Source organism: Oceanidesulfovibrio marinus, assembly GCF_013085545.1.
Classification (GTDB): Bacteria; Desulfobacterota; Desulfovibrionia; order Desulfovibrionales; family Desulfovibrionaceae; genus Oceanidesulfovibrio; species Oceanidesulfovibrio marinus.
The window spans coordinates 1,871,304-1,898,071 of record NZ_CP039543.1; the positions used below are offsets into that span (position 1 = coordinate 1,871,304).

Below are 26,768 nucleotides of genomic sequence, written 5' to 3' on the forward strand. Positions count from 1 at the left end.
GTTTACAGGGCCACGTATTTTTCGGTAACGTGCCGTATCCGTCCATACTTGGCGTAGAAAGCATTGCCGCCACCGGCTGGTTGTGAGGAGACGAGCATGGTTATCTGCTTTATCGGCGATTCCCTGGTCAACGGGGTGCACGACCCGGAAGCCCGCGGTTGGGTGGGCCGGCTGGTGTCCGACATCCATGGCGGCGACGAGATGCTGCTGGCTGCCTACAATCTGGGAATCCGCCGCGACACCAGCGCCGACATCCTGGCCCGCTGGCAGGACGAGGTTGAAAGCCGTCTCTTTGACGACGAGCCCATGCGCCTGGTCTTCTCATTCGGCGCGGCGGACATGCGCTCCGTACCAGGCGGAGAAAGCCGCCTGACCATGGAGGAGGCCGTGTCCAATGCACGCGCCCTGCTCACTGCGGCCAACGCAAAGTACCCGGTGCTCATGATCGGCCCGCCCCCCACGGCCGACCCGGCCTTCACCCGCCGGCTCACAACGCTTGACCAACACTACGCAGCCATCTGCGATGAGCTTGTTATCCCCTACCTGAGCATTATCGCAGATTTGCAGAATTCTGAGATATATCTGGAAGAGCTCGTCAATGGCGACGGCGTTCATCCAGGGGCCGCCGGATACGCGCACATCTTCCGGCTGGTCAACGCGTGGCCGGCCTGGCGGTTCTGGTTCGATTCGCCGGTGCAGGTCGCCTGAGCGCCCGCGGCCCGGAAACAGGCGCTGTTCTCCGGTATTGTCGGGCATTCGGCGTTAAGCCATACACTGCATAGCACACAGGGGCTTTATGGCGGACTTCCCCAACACTCCCGATTCGAGTGCTCGCCGATCGTCTGCCGGCGCCTTGGACGGTTCTGGCCGGTCCCCCATGGGCGGCGACTCCTGCCCATCCCTCCTGCGCGCCCTGCTCGACCACATCCCGGCCCTTGCCTACGCCAAGGACGAGGAACATCGCTGGGTCTACTTCAACGCCTTCTTTCTCAGCACCTTCGGACTGCCCGCCGAGGCGTTGCTGGGAGCCGTCGATCTCGAAATACTGCCTCCGGATATCGCCGCCTGGGTTCGCTCCCAGGATGTGTCCGTGCTCTCCTCCGGCCGGCCGCTGAGCTCCGAGACCGAGGTTGTCTGGAACGGCGCGCCCTGCAACATATCCTCTTCCAAAAGCTGTTGGACCGATCCCGTCTCCGGCAAGCGTTACGTGCTCGGCTTCATCAAGGACATCACGTGGCGGAAGCGCACCGAACGTGAGCAGGTGATGACCATGGCCATTGCGGAGAACGGCCCGGCCGTGCTCATCCGCTGCCTGGCCACGCCGGGCCTGCCCATCGACTACGCCTCCGCCAACACCCGGCGGTTCGGGTACGACCCCCGGCAGCTTATCGAGCAGAACACGCGCTTCGAGTCCCTGATCCACGAGGAGGACCTGCCGCGGGTCGTCCGCGAGAGCGGCCGGAACATCGGCGAGGGGAATGACCACTTCGTGTTGGAGTACCGCCTGCGCACCTGGGATGGCGAGCCCCGCTGGGTGGAGGACCACGTCTTTATCGAGCGCGACGGCCAAGGCGCTCCCCAGTACCGCCAGGGCTTTATTCTGGACGTGACCAGGCAGCATGACGCCTTGCAGGACCGGGAAGCCAGTGAGACGCGGTATCGCACCCTGGCCCAGAACTTCCCGGACGGCTCCGTGGTCATGTTCGACGACGAGCTCCGCTTCACCCTGGCCGAGGGCAAGGCGCTCATGCGCGACGGCCCCGAACACATGGAGGGCAACACCCTCTGGGATGTCTTCTCCCCGGAAACCGCCGAGTATCTGGCCACCCGATACCGCGCCGCTCTGCGCGGCAGAAAGAGCCTCTTTGAAATGCCGTACGGGGACAGGCTGTTCGAGGTGCGAGTGGTGCCCGTGCGCAATGTGGATGGCGTGATAACCGGCGGCATGGCCGTCTCCCACGACATTACCCGGCGCAAGGAGGCGGAAACAGCCCTGGCCGAGCTGAACGCCAACCTGGAAAAGCTGGTGACCAATCGCACCAGGACTCTGGCCAGACAGGCGCAGGACCTGGAAGAAGCCAACCGCCAGCTCAAGAAGCTGGACGAGCTCAAATCTTCCTTTCTCTCCTCCGTATCGCACGAGCTGCGTACGCCTCTCACATCCATCTTCGGCTTCACCAAGCTCATCAACAAGGACATGGAGAACGGGCTACGCGCCCTGGTCCAGGAAAGCAGGGACCAGAAGGCCGTCAAACGGTTCGACCGCATCCTAGACAACCTGGGGATCATCGAGCAGGAAGGCGCCAGGCTCACCCGGCTCATCAACGACGTGCTCGACCTGACGCGCATCGAGTCCGGCCGTATGGAGTGGCGCGACGCCCGCATCAGCATCGCCGACTGCATTTACGAGGCAGTGCTCGCCGTGTCCGGCCAGTTCGTGGAGAAGGAGAGCCTGCGCCTGGAGGCGGACGTCCCCAAGGATCTGCCCGAGATATTTGCCGATCCGGACCGCATCGTCCAGGTCATCGTCAATCTCCTGGGCAACGCCGCCAAGTTCACCTCGCAGGGCGTGGTGCGCATCCGCGCCAGACGGGTGGACGACGACATCGCCGTGTTCGTTACGGACACGGGCGCCGGCATCCAGCCTTCGGAGCTGGGACGCATCTTCGACAAGTTCCACCAGACCCAGCTCGGCGACACCATCTGCCAGGCCAGCCCTGGCTCCGGCCTGGGGCTCTCCATCTGCAAGGACATCGTGGAGCGCTACAAAGGCCGCATCTGGGTGCGCTCCGCTGCCGGCTCCGGCAGCGTCTTCACCTTCACCCTGCCCATCGCCCCCCAAAAAGAAGCGACCGCCATGTAAGGCGGCCGCTCTCCTGATCTCTCCGCAACCAGCGCCTACAACGCGTACTTCGCCGGCACGCCGACAGCATTCAGCCTGCCAGCCCCCGCGTCTCTTCCGCAGTCAGCACATACACGAAGTGATATTCAATTATTCAGGTATGGTGCGCGGTGTATATGTACCACCATCTCCAGAACTAGAAGCTGTCTCAAAAATAGGAATTTTGCTTTGCGGCAAGGAAGGCGAGTCCCGGGCGGAGGGAGTATATCCCGCAATATTCGACCTTCGCATGGGAGGAGCCTGACGCAGCCGCAGGGCAAAAGAACATTTTTGAAGGATGATTCATCGCCGCATCAGCAGCGCCGCACACTCCACATGCGGCGTGTGCGGGAACATATCCACGGGAACGGCGCGTTCCACGCGGTAGTACTCCTGCATCAGGCCCAGGTCCCGCGCCTGGGTGGCCGGATTGCAGGAGACGTAGACGATGCGCTCCGGTCCGGACTCTGCCAGGGCCTCGGCGATCTCCCGCGGCAGGCCGGCGCGCGGCGGGTCCACCACCACGAGATCGGCCAGCTCGTGCTCCTTGCCCAGCATCTTGCGCACGTCTCCGGCGCGGAACTCCGCTCCTTCCGCGGGCATGGTCCAGTCCGGGCTGCGCTCCAGCCGTTCCGCGTTGCTGCGGGCGTCGCGCACGGACTCCCGCGATATCTCGAAGCCCACAAGCCGCCTGGCCGGCGCCCCGTCTGGACCGCTGGCAATGGCCAGCCCCAAAGAGCCGGAACCGCAGAACACGTCCCAGACCAGCTCCCTGCCCGTAAGCCCGGCCATGCCGGCCACGACGTCGTAGAGCAGCAGCGCGGCCTGCGTGTTGGTCTGGAAGAAGCCGTTGGGCGAGACCTCCAGCTCCAGCGGCCCAAGCTGCATGGGCAGCTTCGGCGCGCCGTACTCGGCCACCACGTGCTCACCCAGGGCAATGGCCGCCTTGTGCCGCCGGGTGGAGTGGATCACCGAAACCACGTCGGGAAACGCCTTCAACAACGCCTCAGCCAGCACCCGCACTGCGCCGGACTTCTTTTTGTCGTCGGCGGTGATGATGTTGATCTGGAACTCGCCGCGCTCATTGACCCGCAGGTTGCAGAAGCGCCAGTACCCGCGCTTCGTCTCGGCCTCCCACGCCGGAATGGAGCCCTTCCGGCAGTGGTCGCGCACAAAGCCCACGATCTCCGCGGTCCTGGGCGTCTGAAGGTGACACTCCGTAATGGAAAGCACCTCGTGCGAACCCCGGCGATACAGGCCCAGGCCCAGCCCCTCCTTGGGATGGTTGCCGAAGGCGAACTCCATCTTGTTGCGGTAGTACATGCTCTCCGGCGAGGGCACGCACTCCTCCACGTCAATGCCTTCGAGCCCGGCGATCTTCGCATAGCTCTCCTGCACGAAACGCCGCTTCCAGTCGCGCTGGGCATTAAGGTCCAGGTCCTGCCACAGGCAGCCGCCGCACGCGCCGAAGTGGGCGCAGAAGGGCTCGGCCGGATGATCCGGCTCGGAAAGCAGGTCCACGGTATGCGCCTCGGCGTGGCGCTTCTTGCGGCGCTGCACCACAGCGCGCACGCGCTGTCCGGGCAGGCCGCGGTCCACAAAGACCACCATGCCTTCCACATGGCCCAGCCCCTGGCCGCCGTTGGCCAGCTTCTCCACCGTCAGCTCCACCTGCGAGCCTTGGCTCAACACCGCGGTTTCCGTCTGTTGTACGTCGCTCATATCGAATCTCCGATGCGTCTGCCGGTTGCAGCATCTTGACAAACGCGAACTTTCAGTGAAAAAAACATTCCGAAGCTACCTGTGAAATACTGAACAAAACCGGGGGACGACCCAATGGAAATCATCAGCGAGCTCTTGCACAACACCGCCCATTCCACCACCTTCGGCCTGATCGGCGTTGCCGGCATCTTCACCTACATGGCCGTCATCGTGGTCACGGCCATCTACCGCATCGCCAAGGGCGACCACCTCGACCATCACTAGGCCGGGGGCCGCTTTTTCCGCGGCGCGCTGTATTTCCCGGTTCAGCCAGGAAGCGTCCCTTATCATGCAGTGTCGAGTAGTGCGGACGCTCTCGCGCACACTATAGCCTCAGTATAACATCAAAGCCCCGGTCCGGCATCCACGCCGGCCCGGGGCTTTTTCAATGTATTCGAATGAACAGGCTCAGCGCAGGCAGGCGTCCAGGCCTTCCACGGCCACGCGCATGAGATACTGTCCGTACTCGTTCTTGATCATCTCCTGGGCAAGCACCTTGAGCTGGTCGGCGTCGATGTAGCCCATGCGGTAGGCGATCTCCTCCACGGACGAGATGCGCGTGCCCTGCCGGGACTGCACCACCTGCACAAAGGCCGAGGCCTGGTGCAGCGACTCGTGCGTGCCGGTATCCAGCCAGGCGTACCCGCGGCCCAGAAACTCCACGGAGAGCTTGCCCCGCTCCAGATACACGTTGTTCAGGTCCGTGATCTCCAGCTCGCCGCGCGGCGAAGGCTTCAGGTCTTTGGCGATTGCCGGCGCGTCGGCGTCATAGAAGTACAGCCCGGTGACCGCAAACTTGGACTTGGGGTTCTTGGGCTTCTCCTCGATGGACAGCACCTTGCAGCTGTCGTCGAACTCCACCACGCCGTAGCGTTCCGGATCGTTGACCTTGTAGCCGAAGACCACACCGCCGTCCGTGGTCTCGGCAGCGCGCTGCAGCAGCTTGGACAGGCCGCCGCCGTAGAAGATGTTGTCCCCCAGGACCAGGCAGGACGGCTGCCCTTCCAGAAAGTCCTCGGCCAGGATGAACGCCTGAGCCAGGCCTTCCGGTTCGGGCTGCACAATATAGGTGAGGGACAGCCCGAGCTGTGAGCCGTCGCCGAACATGGTCTGGAACCGGGGCAGGTCCAGCGGCGTGGAGATGATGCAGATCTCCCGTATCCCCGCGAGCATGAGCACGGAGAGCGGGTAGTAGATCATCGGCTTGTCATAGATCGGAAGCAGCTGTTTGCAGACGCCGCGGGTCAGAGGGTACAGCCTCGTTCCCGAGCCGCCGGCCAGTATGATGCCTTTCACTTAAGGGCCTCCTCGTGGTCTTCGGTTGCGCGTGGAGAGCCTGATACGCTATGGTGCAGGGCATGACAAGCCCGACCCCAATCTCCCCTGGTTTCGAAGGAATATCCGTCGCCGTCGACCCTGTCGAGCACCACTCCATCGGCGACATTGTCTTTCTTTCCAACGCCCAGGCCTCCGGCCCGTGGATGCGCGCCGAGGTCCCGCTGGGCGGCCTGCCCGTGGGCGTGCGGCTGGCGCCGGTCTCTACCCCGAACGACGCGGTGCTGCTCACGGTGCGCACCGGCTGGCTGCCCGCAATGGAGCTCTCCCCCGGCGGCCATGCCGTGCACGGCGTGTTCGCCAAGGTGCTGCGCGCCATTCCGCCCGGCCACATGGACCTCGTGCCCGGCAAGGCCGGCCGCTCCCTGGCCTGGATTACCCTGAGCGACTCCGCCGCGGCAGGCCAGAAGGAAGACACCAGCGGCCCGGTCATCGAGGACATGGTGCGCTCGGCCATGCCCGTCGGCTATGCCGAAGGGTTCCTGCTGCCGGACGACGAGATCCGGCTGCGCGCCTTGGTGGCGGACCTGGCCATTGCGCAGCGGTTCGACATCATCATCACCACCGGCGGCACCGGCCTCGCCCCCACGGATCGCACGCCCGAGGCGCTGACGCCCATCCTGGAAAGACGGCTGCCCGGCCTGGAGCAGGTCATGATCGCCTCCAGCCTGGCCAAGACGCCGCACGGCGCGCTGACCCGGTCCGTGGCCGGCACGGTAGGCCACGCCATCGTGCTCAGCCTGCCCGGCAGCCCCAAAGCCGTGCGCGAAAACCTGGAGGCGGCGCTGCCCGCCCTGGGCCACGGCCTGGACAAGCTGCAAGGCGACACCACGCCCTGCGCCGCCACGTAACGCGCGGCTGCCTTGTCTTTCACTCGGCTCAAAGGAAGCCATGCCTCCGGCGGCCGGGGGAACACGTATACTGCCCCCAGTTTGAAGAAGCCTTGACCAGAGGGGAGCATCCCTCGGTGGACAGGTCGATTGGAAAATCAGCTGTGCTACTCGCCTTCTTCTTTGGGACCTTCCAGGGCGATGTCACGCAGGTGGCGGTAAAGCTTGCGGTAGTTGTGGGGCTTGCCGCCCTTTTCTTTTTCAGCGCGGGCCAGCTCGGCAAGTTGCGCAGCCTCGGCCGCGGCTTCCTCGCCGTAGCGTTGCCGGAGCGCATTGAGCACAGGCTCGGCCGTATCATCGCCGGCCAGCAGGGCCTGGCGCTCGTTCTCCACGGCCTTGTGCAGCGCGTTTTCCTGGCGTTGCAGAGCATCCAGGCCGTCCAGAAAGATGGACAGCTCGTCATCGTCCGCCTGCCGCATGAGCTTGCCGATGTACTGCGCCTGCCGCCTGAGCGCTTCGTGCTTGGAGAGCTGGCGGTACTCGCTCAGCGCTTCCTTGAGCTCATCCGGGAGATCGAGCTCCAGCAGCTTGGCGAACTGGGCGTCCGGCAGCGAGGCCAGCTTCTCGCCCTTCTCCTGCAGCGCCGTCATCTCGCGTTTTTTCTGCGACTTGCTCTTGGGCTGGTCTTCGTCTTCATCCGCGTACCAGTACGGGCGGCGTTTTTTAGCCATTCTCGTCCGTGCCTTTGCGTTGTGTGGCGTTCGTGCCGTTGACTGCGGAGCCGGCAGCGGGCTCCTGATCCGAGGAGACCACGGGACCGCCGGACAGCAGCCAGCCGATCATGCCCCACTCCAGGTTGCGCACGTCGGCGGCACCGTGTCGGATAAGCGACCAGGCGCCAAACTGCGAGCGGTGGCCGGTCATGCAGACAACCACCACGGTGCGGCCCTTGATCTTGGCGTCGATGGCGTGGGTATCGCCCCAGATGACGCCCGGCGCGTGCACGGCTCCCGGGATGTGGAACCAGTTATACTCGAACCCGGTGCGCACATCGACCAGCAGCGGCGGCTCGGCACCGGCAGGCGGCCTGGTGAACAGCCACATTTCCAGGGTCTCCGCCTTGATCTGCGGCACGCCGACCGCACGCCAGATGTAGTTCCAGCCCACGGTGAGCGCGGCCAGCACCACAATGATGCCGCACCAGATGAAAAAGCGTCGCATTCGAGCAGTATACTCCCAAACGGCCCACACGCCAAATGGATCAGGCCAGGGAGATCAGAGCGCCCAGGAACAGGGCGATGGAGATCACGCCGTTCAGCGTGAAAAAGGCCATGTTCACCTTGGAAAGATCGTCGGGCTTGATGAGCCGGTGCTCCCAGAGCATCACGCCGGCGACGATGGCCCAGGTGAGGAAGTACGGCCAGGAGAGCCAGGCGGCCCACCCACCGAGCAGGAAAAAGAGCGCGGCGTTTACGTGCGAGAGCCGGGCGATGACCAGGGCGGGCTTGACGCCGAGCTCCGCGGGTATGGAGTGCAAGTCGTTCTCACGGTCGAACTCTACATCCTGCAGGGCGTATAGGATATCGAAGCCGGCCACCCAGAACGTGACGCCGAGGAAGAACAGGATCGGCGGCAGCGAGAACGCGGGCCGCGGCGCGATCCACCCGGCAACGGGCGCAAGCCCCAGCACAGAGCCCAGCGCGAAGTGGCACATGAGCGTGAACCGCTTAGTATAGCTGTAAAATGCGGACCACACCAGGGCCAGCGGCGCAAGCACAAGGCAGAGCCAGTTGAGCCCGGCGGCAGCCAGGATGAAGACCACGGCCGTGGCGGCCAGGAAGGTTTTGGTCTCGCGGACGGTGATCTCGCCCGTGATCAGCGGCCGTGCGGCTGTGCGGGGATTCCGGGAATCATACGGCAGGTCCACCAGCCGGTTCCAGGCCATGGCAAAGGAGCGCACCGCGACCATGGCCACGGTGAGCAGAATGAAGGCACGCCACCCCGGCCATCCGCCTGCAGAGACGAATGCGCCCAGATAGGCAAAGGGCAGCGCGAAGACCGAGTGCTCGATCTTCACCATGCGCAGCAGCGCTCCGGTTTTGGCCAGTGTTCCCATGGCTGGGGGATATACCCGGCCAGTCCGCGCACCGCAAGGGTGGAATTGGTGTACGATGAGGGAAATGGCGGCGATTGCCAGGACAAAAGCCGGCCATGAGCTCCGCGGCGGCATTTGAGGACGAACAATGCCGCGGCCACGCGGAATGGTCCTCAAAACCCTGTGGATGCGGGATCAGGCGCCGATCTTCAGCAGCTCGGGTGCGTGGGAAACGCCTGGATTGCTGCCGCCGCGGTAGGCGCGCATGGTGTACCGCGCCACGGCAAAGACCTCGGCGACGATGCCGCGGGCCCGCTCCTCGTACTCAGGCAGCTCCTCCACCTTCCGGGACGGCGGTCCCACGATCTTCTTGTAGATGTCTTCGCTCTCCTCGCCACGCAGCACGCCCAACTCGTTGCAGACGAGCCGCGCGTTGGTGACGGGATCGGCCGTGAACATGCAGGCGCGGCTGATGCTTCGGCTCACTGCGTCCGGCTCGGTTACAGCCAGCATCCGCGCGTAGATGCGCGCCGCGCCCCTGTAGTCCCTGTTACGCAGGCAGTTGCGCGCCGTCAGCTCGTCCGGCGAGGGCTCGGAAGGGTTCAGCTCCTGCAGCATGGCAAAGCACTCGGCGGCGCGTTCGAGGTCGCCCGCGTCTTGGAAGCACGCGCCGGCCTGAGCCAGCGAGTCCTTGCGCATGGCCGGGTTGGCTTTGCGGCGGTAGATGTCTGCCAGACGCAGATGCGCCTCGCCGCGCACCAGGGCGTCCTTGGCCCGCACCAGCGGGTTCAGCGCCTCGTACGCCGCGTCCAGGGCGTTGACGCGCAGAAGCTCGTCCACCTCGGCAAGCAGCGTCTCGATGGTGTCCGGGGCCTGCGCAGACTGGGAGGCCGCGGCAGCCGGAGCGGTCTTGTACCGGGCCAGCGCTTCCTTGAACGCCGCCCTGCTCACGCCCATGCCTTCCTCGATCTCCCGCGCCGGCGTCTCCAATATACGGCCGATCTGCCGCGCCAGCCCGACCATGGAGTACGGCCGGATGAGGTAGCCGCTGATGCCGGAAGCCAGAGCCTCCATCACGGCGGAACGGTCGTTCTCCATGGAAGCGAGAATGACCGGCATGAGCGCTGTACGGGGATGAAGGCGGATGAGCCGCACAAACTCCAGGCCGCTCATGTCGGATAGACTGCCGTCCAGGATCACGCAATCCACCTTGCCGGACACGACCCTCCGCGCGGCGCGGACGCCTGAGCTTTCATAGGAGACATCCACGGCGCCGAGGCGAATCAGCAGCCGGCGGTCTGTGCGCGCATGATACTGCGAGGCCGAAACCACCAAAAAGCGCGTGCCGGCGATGTCGGCCGGGTCGAGATCGTCGATGCAGGAGGAGTCCCAGCGGCACACGGCCGCGTGGGAATGCGAGCTGTCCTGGCGCCGGCTGACGAAAGCGGGGTGTGAGATTGCATGTTCCATACCCCCTGTATCGACAGCTTCGAGCCAGTCTTTAGCCTTTGCCAACGCTCCTTTCCAAAAAACCTTCTGTGACGGATACAGTTACCTGCTCGCCGCTGAGATGTAACATATCTTCTGTACTTACAGGGAAACCCGGAATCTCAGAAGGAGCCCGTATGACCCCCGACCAGCTCAGTGAGATCAAGAAGCACCTGCAGTCCGAGCTTGAAGCCCTGGAAGCCCAGGAGCTCGACCTGACCGTGGAGTACTGCGCCGACGAGAACGAGTTCGCCTCCGTGGTGAGCGACACGCACATCAAGATGGCCATGCGCGAGCGTTCCTGGGCGCGGACCAAGGAAATCCAGACAGCGCTCCGGCGCGTCGACGCCGCCGACTACGGCTGCTGCGAAGAATGCGGCGGCGATATCGGTACGGCGCGGCTCAAGGCGCGGCCCACCACCATGCTGTGCGTGGATTGCCAGAGCGCCCTGGAGCAGCAGCCCGTCCGCTACGCCGTATAGCGGTCCGGACCGCGCGATTCATACCGGCGGCCGCTCGCCGCGGACCGCCTAGCCCGTTCGCGCTTGCTTTGCGCGGCAGGGGTTGTCTGGCTGCAGGCTACTGCCGGCGGACTGGATGGCCTCGCGCTGAAAACGGGCGGCTCTCTTGTCTGCGCATTGCAGGCACCGTCCTTTGCGGCGGTTGCGGCAATGCAGCGCGGAGTCCCTGCTTGCGCGCTTCCAAAGCGGCTGTGGCCAGCGGATTCGGCTCGTGCCTGCCGTTGCGATCCCGCTCGCGGGTGTCTTCTTTCATCGCCGCTCACTTTTGCCATGGCCACCCCAGAGTTTGTTATTTCGCGGCATTAAGCCAACATCGGCCACCAGAATCATTTGCGAAAATTTTTCCGAGCACTCTGGTCATTTTTTGCTTTACACAAGAATGAAAATGGTTATCATACTCATTAAGGGCTTGGGGAAAAAGCTCTTCACTCGTTCGACACGCTCACGCTGGAGGTGACAATGACCCTCGAAGACCACAAAGACCTCATCATCGACTGGAACATGTCCCCTGCCGAAGCCGTGACCCTGTATCTGGAATGGGGCAACAATAGCTGGCACGCGGACCATCTGCCGGTTCGCTCCAAGGACGATTTCTCCAACTACTTCCTCGTGGACACCTGGGGTGCAGAACCTGTCGTGCGGCTCATTCAGCGCAACTCCGAGGAAGCAATAGAGCTGGCCGAGCTACCGCTCCCGGCAATACTCCGCGAGGAGTTCATCGAGGAGTACGGTAACCTGAAGGGTGTTTTCGAACCCACCGAGCAGATCAAAGACTGGCTCAAAGCCCGGCTCGAAAACTAGTCCGGCCATCATCGCCCGCACGGCGCTTCCTCCCGGCGTCGTGCGCCGAGGTCTCCGGACCCCAGCGTTGCACGAGCCAACCCTTAACCCCGGCCCCGGCCCGTTCCGGCGAGGCCGGGCTTTCTTTTTTCCCGCGCCCTTCGCTCCCCTGCCCAGCCCGTACAGGGCCTGCCTTGCGCATCCTCGATGTCAGCAATTCGAATTGTTGACATTCCGACTTTCTGACTCGCCATTGTCGCGTTCAGCCTGTAATTTCATAGGGCTGCCAGGGATGATTCCTTGCCAAAGCAGGGCTCGGCAGTCTATGGAAGGTCTCAGTTCTGTTATCCCGTGAACCTATTTTTTCGAGGGGTTGGATGAAACTTCTGGACAGGATGTCTTTTGCGAGAAAGGTTCTGCTGCTGCCGCTCATCGCAACTGTCGTCTTCGTAGGCATCTTCATTTTTTATGGTCTCCCGCAGTTTCGGCACGCTCTCATCGATACGCGGGTCGAATCGAACAGGAACCTCGTGGAGACCGCGCACAGCCTGGTGGACGCCGTACGCGAAGACGCAATCGCGAACGGCCTGTCCGAGGCCGACGCCAAAGAGCGCGCCATGGCCATGCTGCGCCGGCTCTCATACGGCGAGTCCAACTACTTCTGGGTCAACGATCTCCAGGGCAAGATGATCCTGCACCCGGCCCTGCCCGAGCTGGAAGGCCAGAACATTGCGGAAGCGCCCTTCAACACCGATTTTCTGGAAGAGCTGCTGGCCAAGGCCCGCAAGAACGGGGAAGGCTATGTGCAGTACCGCTGGCCCCGGCCAGGCAACGACCAGCCAGTGGACAAGATATCCTTTGTCTCCCTGTACAAGCCATGGGGATGGGTCATCGCCACAGGCCTCTATGTGGACGACGTGGACGCTCGCATCATAGCCTTTGGCGAGCAGGCCGTGCTCGGCCTCATCCTTGCCGTCATCCTGCTCTTCATCACCAGCCACCTGCTTGCCAGCCGCATCGCCCGTCCGCTGCACGAGGCGGAAACCGCTCTGGAGAAGCTTGCCCGCGGCAAGGTGGATGTGGACGTCTCTTATGAAGGCCACGACGAGGCCGGCCGGATGATGGCCGCCATGCGTGAGATGATCGCCGCCCACCAGGCTCTTTCCGAACACGCCAATCGCCTGGCCAACGGTGACCTGAGCGTGGTCATGCCGCCCAGGTCGTCCGACGATGTTCTGGGCGCCGCCCTGGCCGAGCTTGCCGAATCGCTGCGCAAGCAGCTTGGCGAGATCGTCCACACCATGGAGGTCATCTCCAGGACGGCCACCAGCCTCGGCGGATCAGTCCAGATGCTCGCCTCGTCCACGCACGAGACAGCCACTTCCATCAGCGAGACCACGGCCTCTGTCACCGAGGTGAAAACAGCCACCCGGCTGGGCTGCGACAACGCTGGGGCCCTGGCCGAGTCTGCCAAGGCCACCCTGGACACCTCCCGGAAGGGTCTGGAAGCCACGCGCCAGAACCGCGCCGGCATGGACAGGATTCTGGAGCAGATCAACGAGGCCGGCTCCCAGGTGGAAGCCCTTGCTGAGAAGGCCGGCATGGTGGAGCAGATCACCACGTTTGTGGCCGACCTTTCGGACCGCTCCCAGATTCTCGCCGTGAATGCGGCCATCGAGGCGGCCAAGGCCGGAGAGGCCGGGGCCGGGTTCGAGGAAGTGGCCAGGGAGATGCGCCGGCTGGCCGTGGAGTCCAAGGACGCCACCACGCATACCCGCCGCATCCTCATGGACATCCGTGACTCGGTGCAGGAGACAGCCACCACGGCGCGGGAAAGCACCGAGGTGGTGCAGACCGCTTCCGAGCAGCTCTCTCGGGCGGAGCAGGCCATTACCGACCTGGCCGACCAGCTGGGCAAGGCGGCGCAGGCCTCATCCGAGATAGCGGCCACGCAGCAGCAGGAGTACACCGGCGTGGCGCAGATCGGCGAGGCCATGGAGTCCATCCGGGCCGCCAGCGACCAGAGCGCCGAGGTCTCGGAAAAGCTCGCCTCGGAGTCCAAATCTTTGGACGAGCTCAACTCCCGGCTGGAACGAATTCTCAATCGCTACAAGTTCTGATCGCCGACATGGAAGATCGCCTCGCTCCCTCCGTCCCTGCCGCCGCAAGGTTCCGCCGCGCTGTGCGCCGTGCGGCGCTTGCGCTTCCAGGGCTCTGGGCCGTGGTCCCGGCTGGGCAGGCGTACGCTGCCGCGCCGACGTTCGCCTCGCTTCCCATGCTCGCGCCTGTATTCGGCCTTATCCTGATCGTAGTCGTGGTCGCCCTTGTCGTGGCGCTGAACCAGGTCCTGTCCGCTCGCCGCGCCATCGCCGAACGGCTGCGGGAGCTTCAGTCGCAGCTGGCCATCCTCAGCGTCAACGCCGCGGACATCATCGTACTCACCGATCCGATGCTGCGGCCCCGGTTTGTCAGCGATTCCGTCAGGAAAGTGCTGGGCTACGGTTCGGCGCAGTTCGGCTCGCTGCCCGTGGAGCGGCGGTTCCCGGCCGGGTTCGAGAATCACTTGCGCGAGCACGGCAACAAGCGGGAGACGATCCGCCATACCGGCCCTCTCGACGCCAAGGACGGCCGCCGCCTGTGGATGGAGGCCCTCTCCACCCCCTCGTTCGATGATGCGGGCTCCCTGACCGGCTATGTGCACGTCATCCGCGACGTGACTGCGAGCAAGGAGAGCGAGGCCCGGCTGCGCGAGCAGGAGATCCGCTTCCGCAAGCTCATCTCCGACCAGGCCGACGCCCTGCTGGTGGTCGGACCCGGCGGAGACGTCCGTTTCGCCAACCCGGCGGCCGCAAAGATGTTCTGCGCCGAGGTCACGGAGCTCACGGGCATGCGTTTCGGCATGATCCGGCGCGAAGAGTCGCCCCTGGAGATGTGCATCCTCTACGACGGCGGGTACTCCCTGGCCGAGATGCGGGTCAGCGACATTCTCTGGGACGGCGAGGGCTGCGCCGCCGTGTATCTTCACGACACGAGCAGCCGCCTGGGCATAGAGAAGGCGCTGCGCGAGTCCGAGGAGCGCTACCGCATGGTGGCCGAGTACACCCACGACTGGGAGCTCTGGATAGGCCCGGACGGAGAGGTGCTCTTCACCAGCCCCTCCTGCGAACGCGTTTCCGGGTACCCGCCGGACGAGTTCCGCAAGAACCCGGCGCTGTTGGACGAGCTGGTGCTGGAAAATGACCGGGAGACGTGGAGCACGCTTCTTCGGGAAGGCCCCGTGGACTCGTCGGAGGCAGTGGACTTCCGATTCGTGCGCCGCGGCGGCGATCTCCGCTGGGTCTGCGTCTCCAGCCAACGCGTCTACGACGAGGACGGCGTGTTCCAGGGAACGCGGTCGTCCCTGCGGGACATCACCAACCGCAAGAACATGGAGATGGAGCTGCGGCACAAGTCGCTGCACGACGTGCTCACCGGCCTTGCCAACCGCGATCTCTGCCTGGACCGCATCCAGCGCGGCCTGCAGCGGGCCAAACGCCGAGCCAGCTTCTTCTTTGCCGTGCTGTTCATCGATCTGGATCGCTTCAAGATCATCAACGAGAGCCTGGGCCACAACTACGGCGACAAGCTGCTGAAGCAGGTGGCGGAGCGGCTCACACACCACGTTCGCGGCATGGACACCGTTTCCCGCTTCGGCAGCGACGAGTTCGTGCTCTTCCTTGACGATCTGGACTCCCCCCGCGAGGCCATTGCCGCGGCCAAGCGGATCAACGCCTCCATCCGCCTGCCCTACCGTTTTGACAACCACGAGGTGCTGACGACAGCGTCCATGGGCATCGTGCTCGGCCCGGTCTTCGATATCACGGCCGAGGACATGCTGCGCAACGCGACCATCGCCCTGCACCGGGCCAAGGAGCTGGGCGGCGACAGGTTCAAGGTCTTTACGGAGCGCATGCTGGACCAGGCCATGCAGAGGATGAGCCTGGAGCGGGACCTGCGCCAGGGGCTGGCCAACGACGAGTTCTTCCTGGTCTACCAGCCGGTCCTGCGCATGAAGGACAGGCAGCTCGTGGGCTTCGAGGCCCTGGTCCGCTGGCAGCATCCCTCGCGCGGCCTGCTGCTCCCGGGCGAGTTCATCCCCCTGGCCGAGGAAACTGGCCAGATTCTGGAGCTGGGACGTTTCGTTTTGCAGGAGGCGTGCAGCACCATGGCCGCTTGGCAGGAGCAGCACCCGGAAACCGAGCCCTTCTTCCTCTCCGTCAACCTCTCGGGCAGGCAGTTCTCCAGCCTGGATCTCATCGAGCAGGTCCGCTCCATCATCTACAAAACAGGCATCTCGGCCAGCCGCATCAAGCTGGAGATTACCGAGACCACCATCATGGAGGATGCGGAGAACGCCGTGGAGAAGCTGCGCCGGCTCAAGAACCTGGGCCTGACCATCTCCATCGACGATTTCGGCACGGGCTACTCTTCCATGAGCTACCTGCAGCAGTTCCCCCTGGACAATCTGAAGATCGACCTGAGCTTCGTGCGGCTGATGGAAGTGAGCCCGGAGAACAAGGAGATCGTGCGCGCCATCGTGAGCCTGGCTCACACGCTGGGGCTGGATGTGGTGGCGGAAGGGGTGGAGAACGAGCAGCAGGAGCAGACCCTGCGCGACCTGGGCTGTGAGTATGCCCAGGGCTTCCTCTACGCGCGGCCCATGCCGGCCGACGATGCCAGGCGCAGGATGCTTGAAACCGCCTAAGCCGTCAGACCGGCGGTGCGTTCCATTCCGACGCGGCCGCATCTGGGTCGGGCCCACGTAGCATTTTTCAACGAGATATTGCCGCACCAGGGGACCTGATGGCCACCCGGTGTGTGCGTACCGGCAGAACGCCGTCAGAATGCGCGGCTGCGTTCCCGCTCCTGCAGGAAGGCGTCCCGCTCCAGGGCGATCTTTTCCACCAGGGACAGCGCCGTCTCCAGCCGGTTCTCAAGCGCCGCATGCTCAAGCTGCACAGCGGCTTCCTTGATGGAGGTGGCCCCGATGGTGGTGGAGGCGCTTTTCAGGCTGTGGCCCAAAATGGCGATGCGGTTCAGGTCCGCGTTCTCAGCCGCGTTTTCCAGGCCCTCCACCAGGGTGGGCATCTCCTGCTCGAAGACCTGCAGCAACTCGTCGTAGAGCTCCAGGTCGCCGTCCAGGCGCTCCCACAGCACGGACCGCTGCAGCAGGCCTCCGCCCTGATCCGCTGGCTTTCGAACGGACGACGCCGGTGCCGTATCGGAGACCTCGGCCAACGCGCGGCGCAGGTCGGCCATGGTGAGCGGCTTGGCCAGGTAGCCGTCCATGCCCCCCGCCTCGCACTTCTCCCGCACGTCGCTGAAGACGTGGGCCGTCACGGCGATGACCGGCACTTCTGCCATGTCCCTGCCTACCTCGCCGCTGCGGATGCGGCGCGTGGCTTCCAGGCCATCCATGTCCGGCATCTCCAGATCCATCATCACCAAGTCGAACCGTTTCTGCGACAGTGCGGACAGGGCGTCCTCGCCGGACCCCACGATGGTGGCGGCGTGGCCCAGCTGGTCCAGAAACTTCCGGGCGACCAGGGCGTTCACCGGGTTGTCCTCGGCCACCAGCACCTCCAGGGCGCGGACCTTGCCCGTTGGCCGTTGCGGCGCGGCCTCCTTGACCACCCTGGCGGAATCGCCCGTGCCGAACATGACCGTGAATATGAACGTGGACCCGCTGCCGAGCTCGCTTTCCACCCATATCTCGCCACCCATGAGCGAGACCAGCTTGCGGCAGATGGCCAGCCCCAGGCCGGTGCCGCCGGTGCGCTTCACATAGCCGCCTTCGGCCTGGGCGAACTGCTCAAAGATAAGCTCCTTGTGGGACTCAGGAATGCCTATGCCCGAGTCCGACACGGCAAAGCGCACTCCCACAGGCCGCGGCGCAGCCACGCCGGAGTCCGCCTCCTCGCCGGGATCATGACTGGACACGCGGATGGCGATGCCCCCGGTCTCCGTGAACTTCAGCGAGTTACCCAAAAGGTTGTTGAGCACCTGGCGCAGCCGGCTGGGGTCGCCCAGCACGTAGCGCGGCACGTCGCCGTCCATGCGCAGGCTCAGGGTCAGACCCTTGTCCTTTGCCGGCAGCTCAAAGGCGCGCTTGGTGCTGTTGAGCACGCCGCGCAGATCGAAGTGGACGTCTTCAAGGCACGTTCCGCCCGATTCGATCTTGGAGAAATCGAGGATGTCGTTGATGACGGTGAGCAGGTGCTGCGACGAGTCGCGGATGATGCCGATGTTCTCCTTGCGCTCGTCGTCCATCTCCCGGTTGTGCAGGTACTCCGCCATGCCCAGGATGCCGTTCATGGGCGTGCGTATCTCGTGGCTCATGGCGGCCAGGAACAGGGTTTTGGCGTGGTCGGCCTCTTCGGCCTTGCGCTTGGCGCGGCGGAGCTGGTCCAGGGTCTGCGTGCGCTCCAGGGCAATGCCGTAGAGATCGCCTATGGAGCCGAGGATCGCCAGATCATCCTCCGTGTACTCGCGGTCGGAATTGGCCAGGGTGATCTGCCCCAGCAATACGCCATCGCCGGAAATGGCTGGCACGGAGAGAAAGCGGCGCACCGGGATATGCCCCTTGGGCACGCCTTCGGAGCGGGGATCGGCGGCCGCATTGTTGAGCAGCAAGGGCTGCTTGTTCTCCAGAACCCAGCCCCACAACCCCTTGTAGTCCTCAAATACGTAGCGTTTGTTCTCCACCGTGCAGCCGCTCCACATCTCGCCGGTCAGGGTGATGCAGACGAGTTGCCCGGTCTCCGGGTCGATGTAGCCGGCAAAGCCATGGGGGCTGTCTGTCAGCTCCTTGGCCGCGGACAGGACGAGGTCGGAAACCTCGCCGATGGAGGCGGACATGAGAATAGTGCGGGAAAGCTCGGCCAGAACGCTGTTGCGCGTTGCGGAACGGGCCAGGGATGCGCCCATCCGCTTCAGCTCGCTCACGTCCGTGACGTAGCCCTCGTAGCGGGTGATCCGGCCGCGCGGATCGTACACGGCTCGCATGGAAACCTGCGCCCAGAACGTGGAGCCATCCTTGCGCACGTGCCGGTACTCCCTGCCGCTTACCTCGCCCTCCTGATGAAGTACGGCGAACAGCGCATCGCGCTCCTTGGGATCGGCATAGATGTCCGCGCCGATGTGCGCTTTGTCCATGAGCTCGTCCACGGACTCGTAGCCGTAGAGACGCGCCATCTCCGAGTTGGCGTTGAGGAATTTTCCCCCTGGCGTGGTCTGAAAAAAACCGATGGGCGCGCGCTCCAGAACCGTATCCTGGTCCACGCTGTCGGCCAACTGCTCGCGCACGACGTCGAGCTCGTTCATGTCCAGAACCACGGAAAGGCAGAGGACCACGCCGTCCACCTTGGAGGCGATGCTGCGGATGCGGACGCTGCGCTGGTTGCCGCTGTTGCTGAGCAACCTGAGCTCCACCAGCTGGGGAACGCCGGTGGCGATGGTCAGCCGTTTGTGCTCGTAAAAAACGTCCTGGTGCTCGCTGGCCACGAAGATAATGAACGGCTTGCCCACGAGCCGGAGCCGCTCCGTCTCCAGGAGCTGCGCCGCATCATGGTTCGCCTCGGTGATAACGCCGATCTCGTCGAATGCAAAAAACGCCGCCGGGGCGAGCTCGAACAGCCGCGCATCGCCGCAGGCTGCCGGCTGCTCCGGCTCAGGCAGGTCGTCCGAGCCCAGATGCTCGCGCTGCTCGCTCAGCTCCTGCGCCAGCTGTGTCAGCTCCGGTCCGCTGCTCTTGCCTTTGCGCGCAGACTGCGCCAACGCCTCAGCCGCACGGCCCAGCAGCGCGGCCAGTGTCTTGTCCTCGTTCCGTTTCATGCGATCCCATACAAATAGTTACGATCCCCCCAGGCGGAATCAAGGCAGGAACACGGATAGCTGTCCATTTTGGTAGTGCGGCGTATTCTACATGAAGAGCGCGCGGCAAGAAAGCACGAAGCCGACGCATAATCGAGACAAACAGGCGGCATTTTCGCTATCACGAGAGATCTATGATCCACAGCGTACATGATGATCATCGAGAACAAGGAGTCAATAGATGAACATGCGAACCAAGATCGTGGCCACCCTTGGCCCGGCATCCATGAACCATGCAGCCATGCGCGCCATGGTCCGGCACGGGGCGCGTATCTTCCGCTGTAATTTTTCACATGACCGGGCCGAGGCATTCACCGACGTCGTGCGTTGGACGCGGCAGCTTGAGCAGGAGTTCGGCATCCGGCTCACGGTGATGGGCGACCTCTCCGGCCCCAAGCTGCGCATCGGCGAGGTGGCCGGCTCTCCCCTGGCCATCCAGCACGGCGACCGCATACTGCTGGGCTTGGCCGGCAAAACTTCGCCAGACCACAAGGACCTGCCCTGCATTACCCTGGACGATCCCGCCCCACTCTCCGGCCTGGAGCAGGACATGCCCGTCTCCCTTTCGGACGGCATGCTGCGCTTCCACGTGGAGAAGGTATTAGAGACGGATATGCTCTTCGTCCTCAAGGCGGAGAACGCTGGTCTGCTCACCTCGCACAAGGGCATCGCCTTTCCCGGCAAGTTCCACCCCCTCCCGGCATTCACGGAAAAGGACCGCCGCGACCTGCGCGAGGGGCTGGAGGTCGGGCTGGACGCCTTTGCCCAGTCATTCGTGCAGGGTCCGGACGACCTGGACGACGTGCACGCCGAGATGGACCGGCTCGGCGTCCGCGTTCCTCTGGTGGCCAAGCTGGAACGCCGCCAGGCCCTGGACCGGCTCGACGAGATCCTGGAACGCTGCGACGCCGTGATGGTGGCCCGTGGCGACCTGGGCCTGGAGATGCCGCTCATCTCCCTGCCCGTGCATCAGAAGCGCATCATCAAGGCGTGCCGCCGCCACTCCAAGGCGGCCATCGTAGCCACGCAGATGCTGCTCTCCATGGTCAAGAACCCCATCCCCACCCGCGCCGAAACCACGGACGTGGCCAACGCCGTACTCGACGGCGCCGACTGCGTGATGCTCTCCGAGGAAACGGCCATCGGCGAACATCCGGTGGAGGCCGTGCGTATCCTCGGCGGCATCGCCAAGGAGGCCGAGACTTACTACCACGAGAGCTCCCGCCAGACCCTGGAAGCGCGGGTGGCCAAGAAGGGACCCTCGGAGTACCTGGCCTATGCCGCGGCACTGCTGGCAGAGACAGCGAGCGGCACTGCCCTGGTCTGCCACACGGCCAGCGGCGCAACGGCCCGGCGCATCGCCAGCCGGCGTCCGGGACCGCGCATCTACGCCGTCACGCCCAACGAGCACGTGACGCACCTCCTGAACTTCTACGCCGACGTCACCCCGGCCATGGCCGACACGAGCATGGAGCGCCACGTGGCGCGGGCCGAGCGGTTCATCGAGAACTGCGCCGACATCCACGAGGGCGAGACCGTCATCATTACCTCGGGCCAGCCCACGCCGGGCCAGCTCCGCGCCAGAGCAAACGCGGACGAGCAGCCGCCGGCCCCTACCAACGAGCTGAAGATCTACATTAAATAAATCGCCTGAAACGCCCGACGGGGGGAACGCACGACCGCGCGGCCTCCCCCGCAGAAAAAGCCCTCCGCGTCTGGGACCAGACACAGGGGGCTTTTTAACAAGGCATCCCCTTGGGCGGAGCGAACCTCACGCTGCCACGGGGCGAATGAATATTTCTGAAACGGCTTCTACTCGGCTGTGGTCGGATCGATCATCCTCCTGACCACAGACACGCTATTGGCCGGGAACCCGCCCTTTTGCGCATGCTCCCGCACCATCTCCTCGTTGGGAGCCACATACACACAATAAATCTTGTTGTCGGTAATAAAGCTTTCAACCCACTGGATCTCCGGCCCAAGCTCATTCAGTACGTCGCGGGATTTCTGCGAAATAGCCTTCAGGTCCTCCGCACTGAGCTGCCCGGCCCCAGGAATTTCCCTCTCGATCACGAACTTTGGCATCATACTCTCCTGTTTTCCAATGGTTACGTTTGAAAAGCTCCATTACGCGCAGGCGTCATGCCTTTAAGCCTTTTTCAACATTAGCCCATCCTTCCCTGGAAACCAACTCAATTAGTCTAATTTGGAAGCGCAGTACCCGGACGAGCAGCCACCGGTCCCGCCAACGAGCCGAAATCTCCATCAGAGACTTTGCCCGAAATATCACGGAAAGGGAGCGCAAGGTCGTGTTCGATGGCCTCGAGCGTATCTTTTTGTATAGTTGCAGCCGGTTATTTACAAAAGGGCCTTGAAAATACGCTAGGAATATTGTAGATATTCTCTAGACTTTCAGAGAAATCTTTGCGGCGCCATGTCCAGCGCGCTGCGCTATCTAGTGCAACACCCTGTAACACAACATTATTTACAAGCGAGGCTTGCCATGAGACTCCCCATCTGCCTCCTCGTCGCCCTCCTGGTGCTGGGCGTGTTCGTATCGCCCGTGGCCACTCGAACTTTTGACATCACTCACGATCTTGCCGCGTACTACCCCCTGAACGGCAACACAGAGGACGAAAGCGGCAACCACAACCACGCCGCCCTCGTGGGGCCTGTCTGGGGCATGAACATGTGCGCCCGGCCCAAGTCGGCCCTGCAGTTCTATCCCCAGGGCCACTCCTACATGGTGGCGGACACCAAGCCCCTCTCCCCGGTGCCCGGCGAGATCGAGGCCCTGACCCTGGCCGCCTGGATCTACCCCACCCGCATGGACGACACCCGCATCATCGTGGACAAGTTCAACCCCCGGACCCAGGACCGCGAGTTCCGGTTCGCCCTGCAGAACGGCAAGCTGCGCTTCATCTGGGCCGCCGTGAATGAGAAAGCCGACGCCGAGGACTGCGATTTCATCGAAAGCGCCAACGCTCTGAAGATCAACCGTTGGCACCACGTGGCCGCCAGCTACCAACGCGGCAAGGCCATTCTCTACGTGAACGGCGAGGAGGTCGCCGCCAAAGCCACCAGGGACTGGCCCATCTACGAAGCCAATGCTGACCTGCAGATCGGCGGCAACGGCGTGGAGGACAGCGGTTTCTTCAACGGCAAGATCGACGATTTGCGCGTGTATACGCGCGCCCTGGAGGTATCCGACATTCAGGTTCTGGCTGCGCGCCCCTGCCAGTAGTCCCCCCAGCCTCATTGTTGTACCCTCAGGACAAACGAGCAGCCCCTGCGCCACACGGCCGGGGGCTGTTCGTTTTGGCGAGTCCGGATGAAAGACGCCCCTCGGCCGCCATCGCACACCTTGCCGCCTGATAACAAACGAAAACGCCCCTGCCGGCGGTGGTGCCGGCAGGGGCTTATAATTTTTTCTGGCGTGGAGGCGCTGGACGCACAGACGCTACTTGTAGAGCTGGATCACCTTGGCGCCGGACTCGCGGCGCTCCGGGGTTTCCCGGCCGGTGTTGATGGCTGCGGCGTCGTCGCGCTGATACACCGCTCCGCAGGAGAGGCACTTCCACTGGTCTCCGGACTCGCCCAGGCGGATGAGCAGCCCGTCGCGATCAAAGCAGCTCTGGCAGAACGGGCCCTGCTTGATGGTGCCGGTTTTCAGCCAGTAGCTGTGGCCGTCGTACTCCAGGTTCTTGGCAAGATAGAGTATATCCTCGAACTCCTGCAGTTGGGTGCGAAGCATTTCATTCTCGTCGTGCACTTCGATATACTTCTCCTGAAGCATCCCGAGCACCTTTTTGGCCTCGTCGCACTTGCCCTTCGTAAAGAGATCGTGAACCTCCTTGAAGCGGTAGTAATCGAGCATGGCGTTTGATTCCTTTTGGTTTGCGGTCCGGCACGGACTTATCTGCCCGTGACGTTATTCTTCTTATCGACCGCACAAAGCGAATCTTTAGCCTCGCTGCGAGTTACTCCTGTGCTGACGCTCCGGAATCCGGCGAATCGTCAATGGTCTTGGCGCTTCCCACCTTCTCCATTCTGATGAAGAACATCAAGAGCGCCGGCACCAGGAACACGGTGAAGACCGTGGACAGGGCCAGACCGCCAAGCACCACGCTGCCCAGGCCGCGGTAGAGCTCCGAACCCGGGCCCGACATGACGGCCAGAGGCAGCATGCCGAACACGGATGTGGTGGCGCTCATGTAGATGGGCCGAATACGCGTGCGCACCGCCTCCAGCACGGCGTCCTTGTGCTGCATGCCGCCTTCGCGGATGTTGTTCAGCGACTGGTGCACCACGAGAATGGCGTTGTTCACCACCACGCCGATGAGGATGACGAAGCCCAGCATGGTGAGCACGTCCAGGCTTTGCGGCGCGATGAATATGGATTGCAGGGTCAGGCCCAGCACGCCGCCCACTGCCGCCAGCGGCACGGTGAACATGATGACCAGCGGATAGATGAAGTTGCCGAAAAGCGCGGCCATGAGCAGGTAGGTGATGAACACGGCGAGCAGGAAGTTGCCCTGCATGGCGTCGCGCGTCTCGGTGAGCTTGTCGGCCGCGCCGGACATGTGGAAGGTCACGCCCTCGAACAGGCCCTGCTCGCGCAGCTTGGGCACCACGCCGTTCTCGATGGTTTCCATGGCCGACTGCAGGGGCACGGTCTCCGGCGGCGTCACCTGCAGGGTCACTGTGCGCCGGCGCTCCAGGTGGCGGATCTCGGTGATGCCCGTGGTCCGCTCCAGCGCAGCCAGAGAGGACACGGGAATGGAGCGCCCTTCGGGCGTGACCACCAGTGCCTCGTAGAGCTGCTCCGGCGTGCGGATGTCCTCTCTGCTGGCGCGCACCACCAGGTCGATCTTCCTCTGCCCTTCCTGCTTGAAATCGCCAATCTCCCGGCCGTCCATGAGGATGTCCAGGGCAATGCCCAGCGCTCTTGTGCTCAGGTCGGCCGCACGGAGGCGTTCACGGTTGGGGATGATCTTGACCTCGGGGAACAGGAGCTCCAGCGAGGGCTCCGGCCGGATACGGCTGCCGGGAACAGCCTGGCTGATGGCGCCGTACATGGCGCCGCCGGCCGCAATGAGCTTCTCGATCTCGGCGCCGGTCAGATCCACGTCGATGGAGCGGCCGCCGCCGATGCGGTCCTCGAAGATACCGGCCTGCAGGCTCACGCCGTACATGCCCGGAATGGAGTGGATGATGCCCATGAGCGGATCGATGAGCTTCCTGGCCTCCTGCTCCTGCGTGGAGATGACGCCGAAAAGCATGATCTGCGGCGCGCCCACGTAGAAGGTACTCGCGATGCCAGGGAGATCGCCCACGTGCTCCTGGTCGATAAAGGGATCGAGCCTGTCGTAGATGTACCGGCCAATGTCCATGCGCTCTTCGTACGAGAGGCCGGGCGGCGGAATGAGGATGTTGATGATCAGGTTGCGGTTGCCTGTGGGCAGGTACTCCATCTTGGGCCACAGCGTGACCACGATGAGCACGGCCGCGCCCAGCACGGCGCCGATGGTCGCCAGGCGGGTGGCCCAGTTCTTCAGCGAGAGCCGCACCAGGCCCATCATGCCGCTGTTCAGTATCCCGCCGATCCTGGGGATGATGCCGTGGGACTGGCGCTTCTGGTGCAGCTTCTTGCCCTTGGCCAGCTTGCGCTTGTCTGAGTACTGGAAGAACTGGTTGGAGAGCATCGGGATGACCGACACCGACACGAACAGGGAGAGCATGATCGCGCTGGTGATGGCGATGGCGATGTCCTTGAAAAGCTGCCCGGCCTCCTCTTCCATGAAGACCACGGGCAGAAAGACCGCCACGGTGGTCAGGGTGGAGGCCAGCACCGCGCCCCACACCTCTTTTGCTCCGTCATAGGCCGCGACAAAGGCCCCTTTGCCCATGGATCGGTGCCGGTCGATGTTTTCCAGCACAACGATGGCCGCGTCCACGAGCATGCCCACGGAAAACGATATGCCCGCCAGGCTGATGACGTTCAGGTTCCGGCCCAGGAAGCTCATGAACATGAACGTGCCGATGATGGAGATGGGGATGGCCACAGTAACAATGACCGTGGACGAGATGCGCCGCAGGAAGACGAGCAGCACGATGATGGCCAGGGTACCGCCCACAAGAATGTTCTGCTTGACCAGGTCGATGGCGCCGTTGATGTACGGCCGCTGGTCATAGGTCCAGTCGTAGTACAGGCCCCTGCCGGCCAGCAGGCCCTCGTTCAGCTCGGTCACCACGCGCTCCATGGCGTCCGTGACCTCCAGAACGTTGGCGTCCGGCTCCGGCTTGATGCCGCACACGATGCCCTTGGAACCGTTGTGCAGCATGGCCACCGTGTTGGTCTCGAAGTCGAAGTGGACGTCGGCCACGTCCTTGACTTTGATCCGGCGCTGGCCCGTGGAGGTCAGCACCACGTTCTCGATCTCCTCGGGAGACTGGTACTCGCCCGTGGTGCGGATGCGGTACTCGCGGCGGCTCACCTGCATGTTGCCGGCCGATACGTTCACGTTCTCCTGGTTCAGGATGTCCACGAACTGATCCAGGGTCAGCTTGTGCGCGGCAAGACGCTCCGGATCGACCACCACGTGCATCTCGCTCTCCGTGCCGCCGAACACGAAGAGGTCGGCCACGCCGGGCACGCGCTCCAGGTACTGGCGCACCTCCTCTTCAAAAAAGGTCTTGTACTCGTCGATGTCTGTGGGGTTGTCGTCCTTGGTCTTGAGCACAAGCCAGATGATGGGCGAGGTATCCGCGCCCGAGGCGTTGATGATCGGCCGGTCCACGTTCTCGGGATACTCCGGGACCTCGTTCAGCTTGTTGGACACGCGCAGCAGGGCGGAGTCCACGTCCGTGCCGATCTGGAACTTGAGGGTGATCTCGCCCTGGCCGTTGAAGGAGCTGGACTCCATGGTCACCAGTTTGGGAATACCCTTGAGGACCTTTTCCTGCTCCTCGATGATCTCGCGCTCGATGTCGTACGGCGTGGCGCCCGGCCAGGTGGTGGTCACGCTGATCTGCGGCTCCGTCACCGTGGGCGAGAGCTGATACGGCAGCGCGTACAGGCCGATGATGCCGAACAGCAGAATGAGGATGACCCCGACCAGCACCGTGACCGGGTTCTTGATGGAAAAGCGGACGATATCCATGGC

At 63.7% G+C, this 26,768-nt stretch carries 20 protein-coding genes; 10 read left to right on the forward strand and 10 right to left on the reverse strand.

What is annotated here, in order from left to right:
• The first annotated feature begins 96 nt into the window (after positions 1 to 96).
• Positions 97 to 708, forward strand: coding sequence for a DUF459 domain-containing protein (locus E8L03_RS08420; RefSeq protein ID WP_171267083.1), 612 nt, complete (start codon positions 97 to 99; stop codon positions 706 to 708).
• 169 nt (positions 709 to 877) lie between these two features.
• The gene (locus E8L03_RS08425) at positions 878 to 2,863 is read left to right on the forward strand and encodes a PAS domain-containing sensor histidine kinase (RefSeq protein ID WP_171267084.1); all 1,986 of its coding nucleotides are present in this window, start codon (positions 878 to 880) and stop codon (positions 2,861 to 2,863) included.
• 321 nt (positions 2,864 to 3,184) lie between these two features.
• On the opposite strand, the gene rlmD is transcribed toward E8L03_RS08425, so the two are convergent.
• Positions 3,185 to 4,603 (reverse strand): 23S rRNA (uracil(1939)-C(5))-methyltransferase RlmD, encoded by a 1,419-nt coding sequence (rlmD, locus tag E8L03_RS08430; protein ID WP_171267085.1) that lies wholly within the window; start codon positions 4,601 to 4,603, stop codon positions 3,185 to 3,187.
• A gap of 114 nt (positions 4,604 to 4,717) precedes the next feature.
• Here rlmD and E8L03_RS08435 point away from each other — a divergent pair, with 114 nt between their 5' ends.
• Positions 4,718 to 4,867 carry a hypothetical protein gene (locus E8L03_RS08435; RefSeq protein ID WP_167512277.1) on the forward strand — a complete coding sequence of 50 codons (150 nt, stop codon included), beginning with the start codon at positions 4,718 to 4,720 and terminating at the stop codon, positions 4,865 to 4,867.
• 183 nt (positions 4,868 to 5,050) lie between these two features.
• Here E8L03_RS08435 and rfbA read toward each other — a convergent pair whose 3' ends face one another.
• The gene (gene rfbA / locus E8L03_RS08440; protein WP_144233667.1) at positions 5,051 to 5,938 is read right to left on the reverse strand and encodes a glucose-1-phosphate thymidylyltransferase RfbA; all 888 of its coding nucleotides are present in this window, start codon (positions 5,936 to 5,938) and stop codon (positions 5,051 to 5,053) included.
• 62 nt (positions 5,939 to 6,000) lie between these two features.
• On the opposite strand from rfbA, the gene E8L03_RS08445 reads away from it, so the two are divergent.
• Positions 6,001 to 6,828, forward strand: a complete 828-nt coding sequence (locus tag E8L03_RS08445; protein WP_244963697.1) for a MogA/MoaB family molybdenum cofactor biosynthesis protein — start codon at positions 6,001 to 6,003, stop codon at positions 6,826 to 6,828.
• A gap of 146 nt (positions 6,829 to 6,974) precedes the next feature.
• Here E8L03_RS08445 and yjgA read toward each other — a convergent pair whose 3' ends face one another.
• The 4 genes from yjgA to E8L03_RS08465 all read right to left on the reverse strand — a co-directional run bounded on the left by yjgA (position 6,975) and on the right by E8L03_RS08465 (position 10,372).
• Complete coding sequence (gene yjgA, locus E8L03_RS08450) at positions 6,975 to 7,538, reverse strand: ribosome biogenesis factor YjgA (RefSeq protein ID WP_171267086.1); 564 nt, start codon at positions 7,536 to 7,538, stop codon at positions 6,975 to 6,977.
• Positions 7,531 to 8,028: a rhodanese-like domain-containing protein gene (locus E8L03_RS08455; protein ID WP_244963698.1), complete on the reverse strand. Its 498-nt coding sequence runs from the start codon at positions 8,026 to 8,028 to the stop codon at positions 7,531 to 7,533. The genes yjgA and E8L03_RS08455 overlap by 8 nt, the downstream gene beginning before the upstream one ends.
• Before the next feature lie 40 nt (positions 8,029 to 8,068).
• Complete coding sequence (locus E8L03_RS08460; protein ID WP_144233665.1) at positions 8,069 to 8,923, reverse strand: UbiA-like polyprenyltransferase; 855 nt, start codon at positions 8,921 to 8,923, stop codon at positions 8,069 to 8,071.
• Positions 8,924 to 9,097: 174 nt separating this feature from the next.
• Positions 9,098 to 10,372, reverse strand: a complete 1,275-nt coding sequence (locus E8L03_RS08465; protein WP_171267087.1) for a response regulator — start codon at positions 10,370 to 10,372, stop codon at positions 9,098 to 9,100.
• A gap of 155 nt (positions 10,373 to 10,527) precedes the next feature.
• Between E8L03_RS08465 and E8L03_RS08470 the strand changes: the two genes are divergently transcribed.
• From E8L03_RS08470 to E8L03_RS08485, 4 genes are all read left to right on the forward strand, one after another.
• A complete protein-coding gene (locus E8L03_RS08470) occupies positions 10,528 to 10,872 on the forward strand; it encodes a TraR/DksA family transcriptional regulator (protein ID WP_144233663.1) in 345 nt (114 codons plus the stop codon).
• 498 nt (positions 10,873 to 11,370) lie between these two features.
• Entirely contained in the window at positions 11,371 to 11,712 is a 342-nt protein-coding gene (locus E8L03_RS08475) for a DVU0772 family protein (RefSeq protein ID WP_144233662.1), read from the forward strand.
• Between the two features lie 356 nt (positions 11,713 to 12,068).
• The gene (locus E8L03_RS08480; protein WP_171267088.1) at positions 12,069 to 13,811 is read left to right on the forward strand and encodes a cache domain-containing protein; all 1,743 of its coding nucleotides are present in this window, start codon (positions 12,069 to 12,071) and stop codon (positions 13,809 to 13,811) included.
• Positions 13,812 to 13,819: 8 nt separating this feature from the next.
• A complete protein-coding gene (locus E8L03_RS08485) occupies positions 13,820 to 16,435 on the forward strand; it encodes a sensor domain-containing protein (RefSeq protein ID WP_144233660.1) in 2,616 nt (871 codons plus the stop codon).
• 134 nt (positions 16,436 to 16,569) lie between these two features.
• Here the strand turns inward: E8L03_RS08485 and E8L03_RS08490 are convergent, their stop codons facing one another.
• Positions 16,570 to 19,563 (reverse strand): PAS domain-containing hybrid sensor histidine kinase/response regulator, encoded by a 2,994-nt coding sequence (locus E8L03_RS08490; protein ID WP_171267089.1) that lies wholly within the window; start codon positions 19,561 to 19,563, stop codon positions 16,570 to 16,572.
• Positions 19,564 to 19,789: 226 nt separating this feature from the next.
• Here E8L03_RS08490 and pyk point away from each other — a divergent pair, with 226 nt between their 5' ends.
• On the forward strand, positions 19,790 to 21,247 hold the full coding sequence (pyk, locus tag E8L03_RS08495; RefSeq protein WP_144233918.1) for a pyruvate kinase: 1,458 nt from the start codon (positions 19,790 to 19,792) through the stop codon (positions 21,245 to 21,247).
• Positions 21,248 to 21,414: 167 nt separating this feature from the next.
• Here pyk and E8L03_RS08500 read toward each other — a convergent pair whose 3' ends face one another.
• Positions 21,415 to 21,687, reverse strand: coding sequence for a DUF4242 domain-containing protein (locus E8L03_RS08500; protein WP_144233658.1), 273 nt, complete (start codon positions 21,685 to 21,687; stop codon positions 21,415 to 21,417).
• Between the two features lie 418 nt (positions 21,688 to 22,105).
• Between E8L03_RS08500 and E8L03_RS08505 the strand changes: the two genes are divergently transcribed.
• Positions 22,106 to 22,846, forward strand: coding sequence for a LamG domain-containing protein (locus E8L03_RS08505; RefSeq protein ID WP_167512304.1), 741 nt, complete (start codon positions 22,106 to 22,108; stop codon positions 22,844 to 22,846).
• Positions 22,847 to 23,062: 216 nt separating this feature from the next.
• On the opposite strand, the gene E8L03_RS08510 is transcribed toward E8L03_RS08505, so the two are convergent.
• Both E8L03_RS08510 and E8L03_RS08515 read right to left on the reverse strand, forming a co-directional pair.
• A complete protein-coding gene (locus E8L03_RS08510; protein WP_144233656.1) occupies positions 23,063 to 23,479 on the reverse strand; it encodes a hypothetical protein in 417 nt (138 codons plus the stop codon).
• A gap of 103 nt (positions 23,480 to 23,582) precedes the next feature.
• Positions 23,583 to 26,765: an efflux RND transporter permease subunit gene (locus tag E8L03_RS08515; protein WP_171267090.1), complete on the reverse strand. Its 3,183-nt coding sequence runs from the start codon at positions 26,763 to 26,765 to the stop codon at positions 23,583 to 23,585.
• Between the last annotated feature and the right edge of the window lie 3 nt (positions 26,766 to 26,768).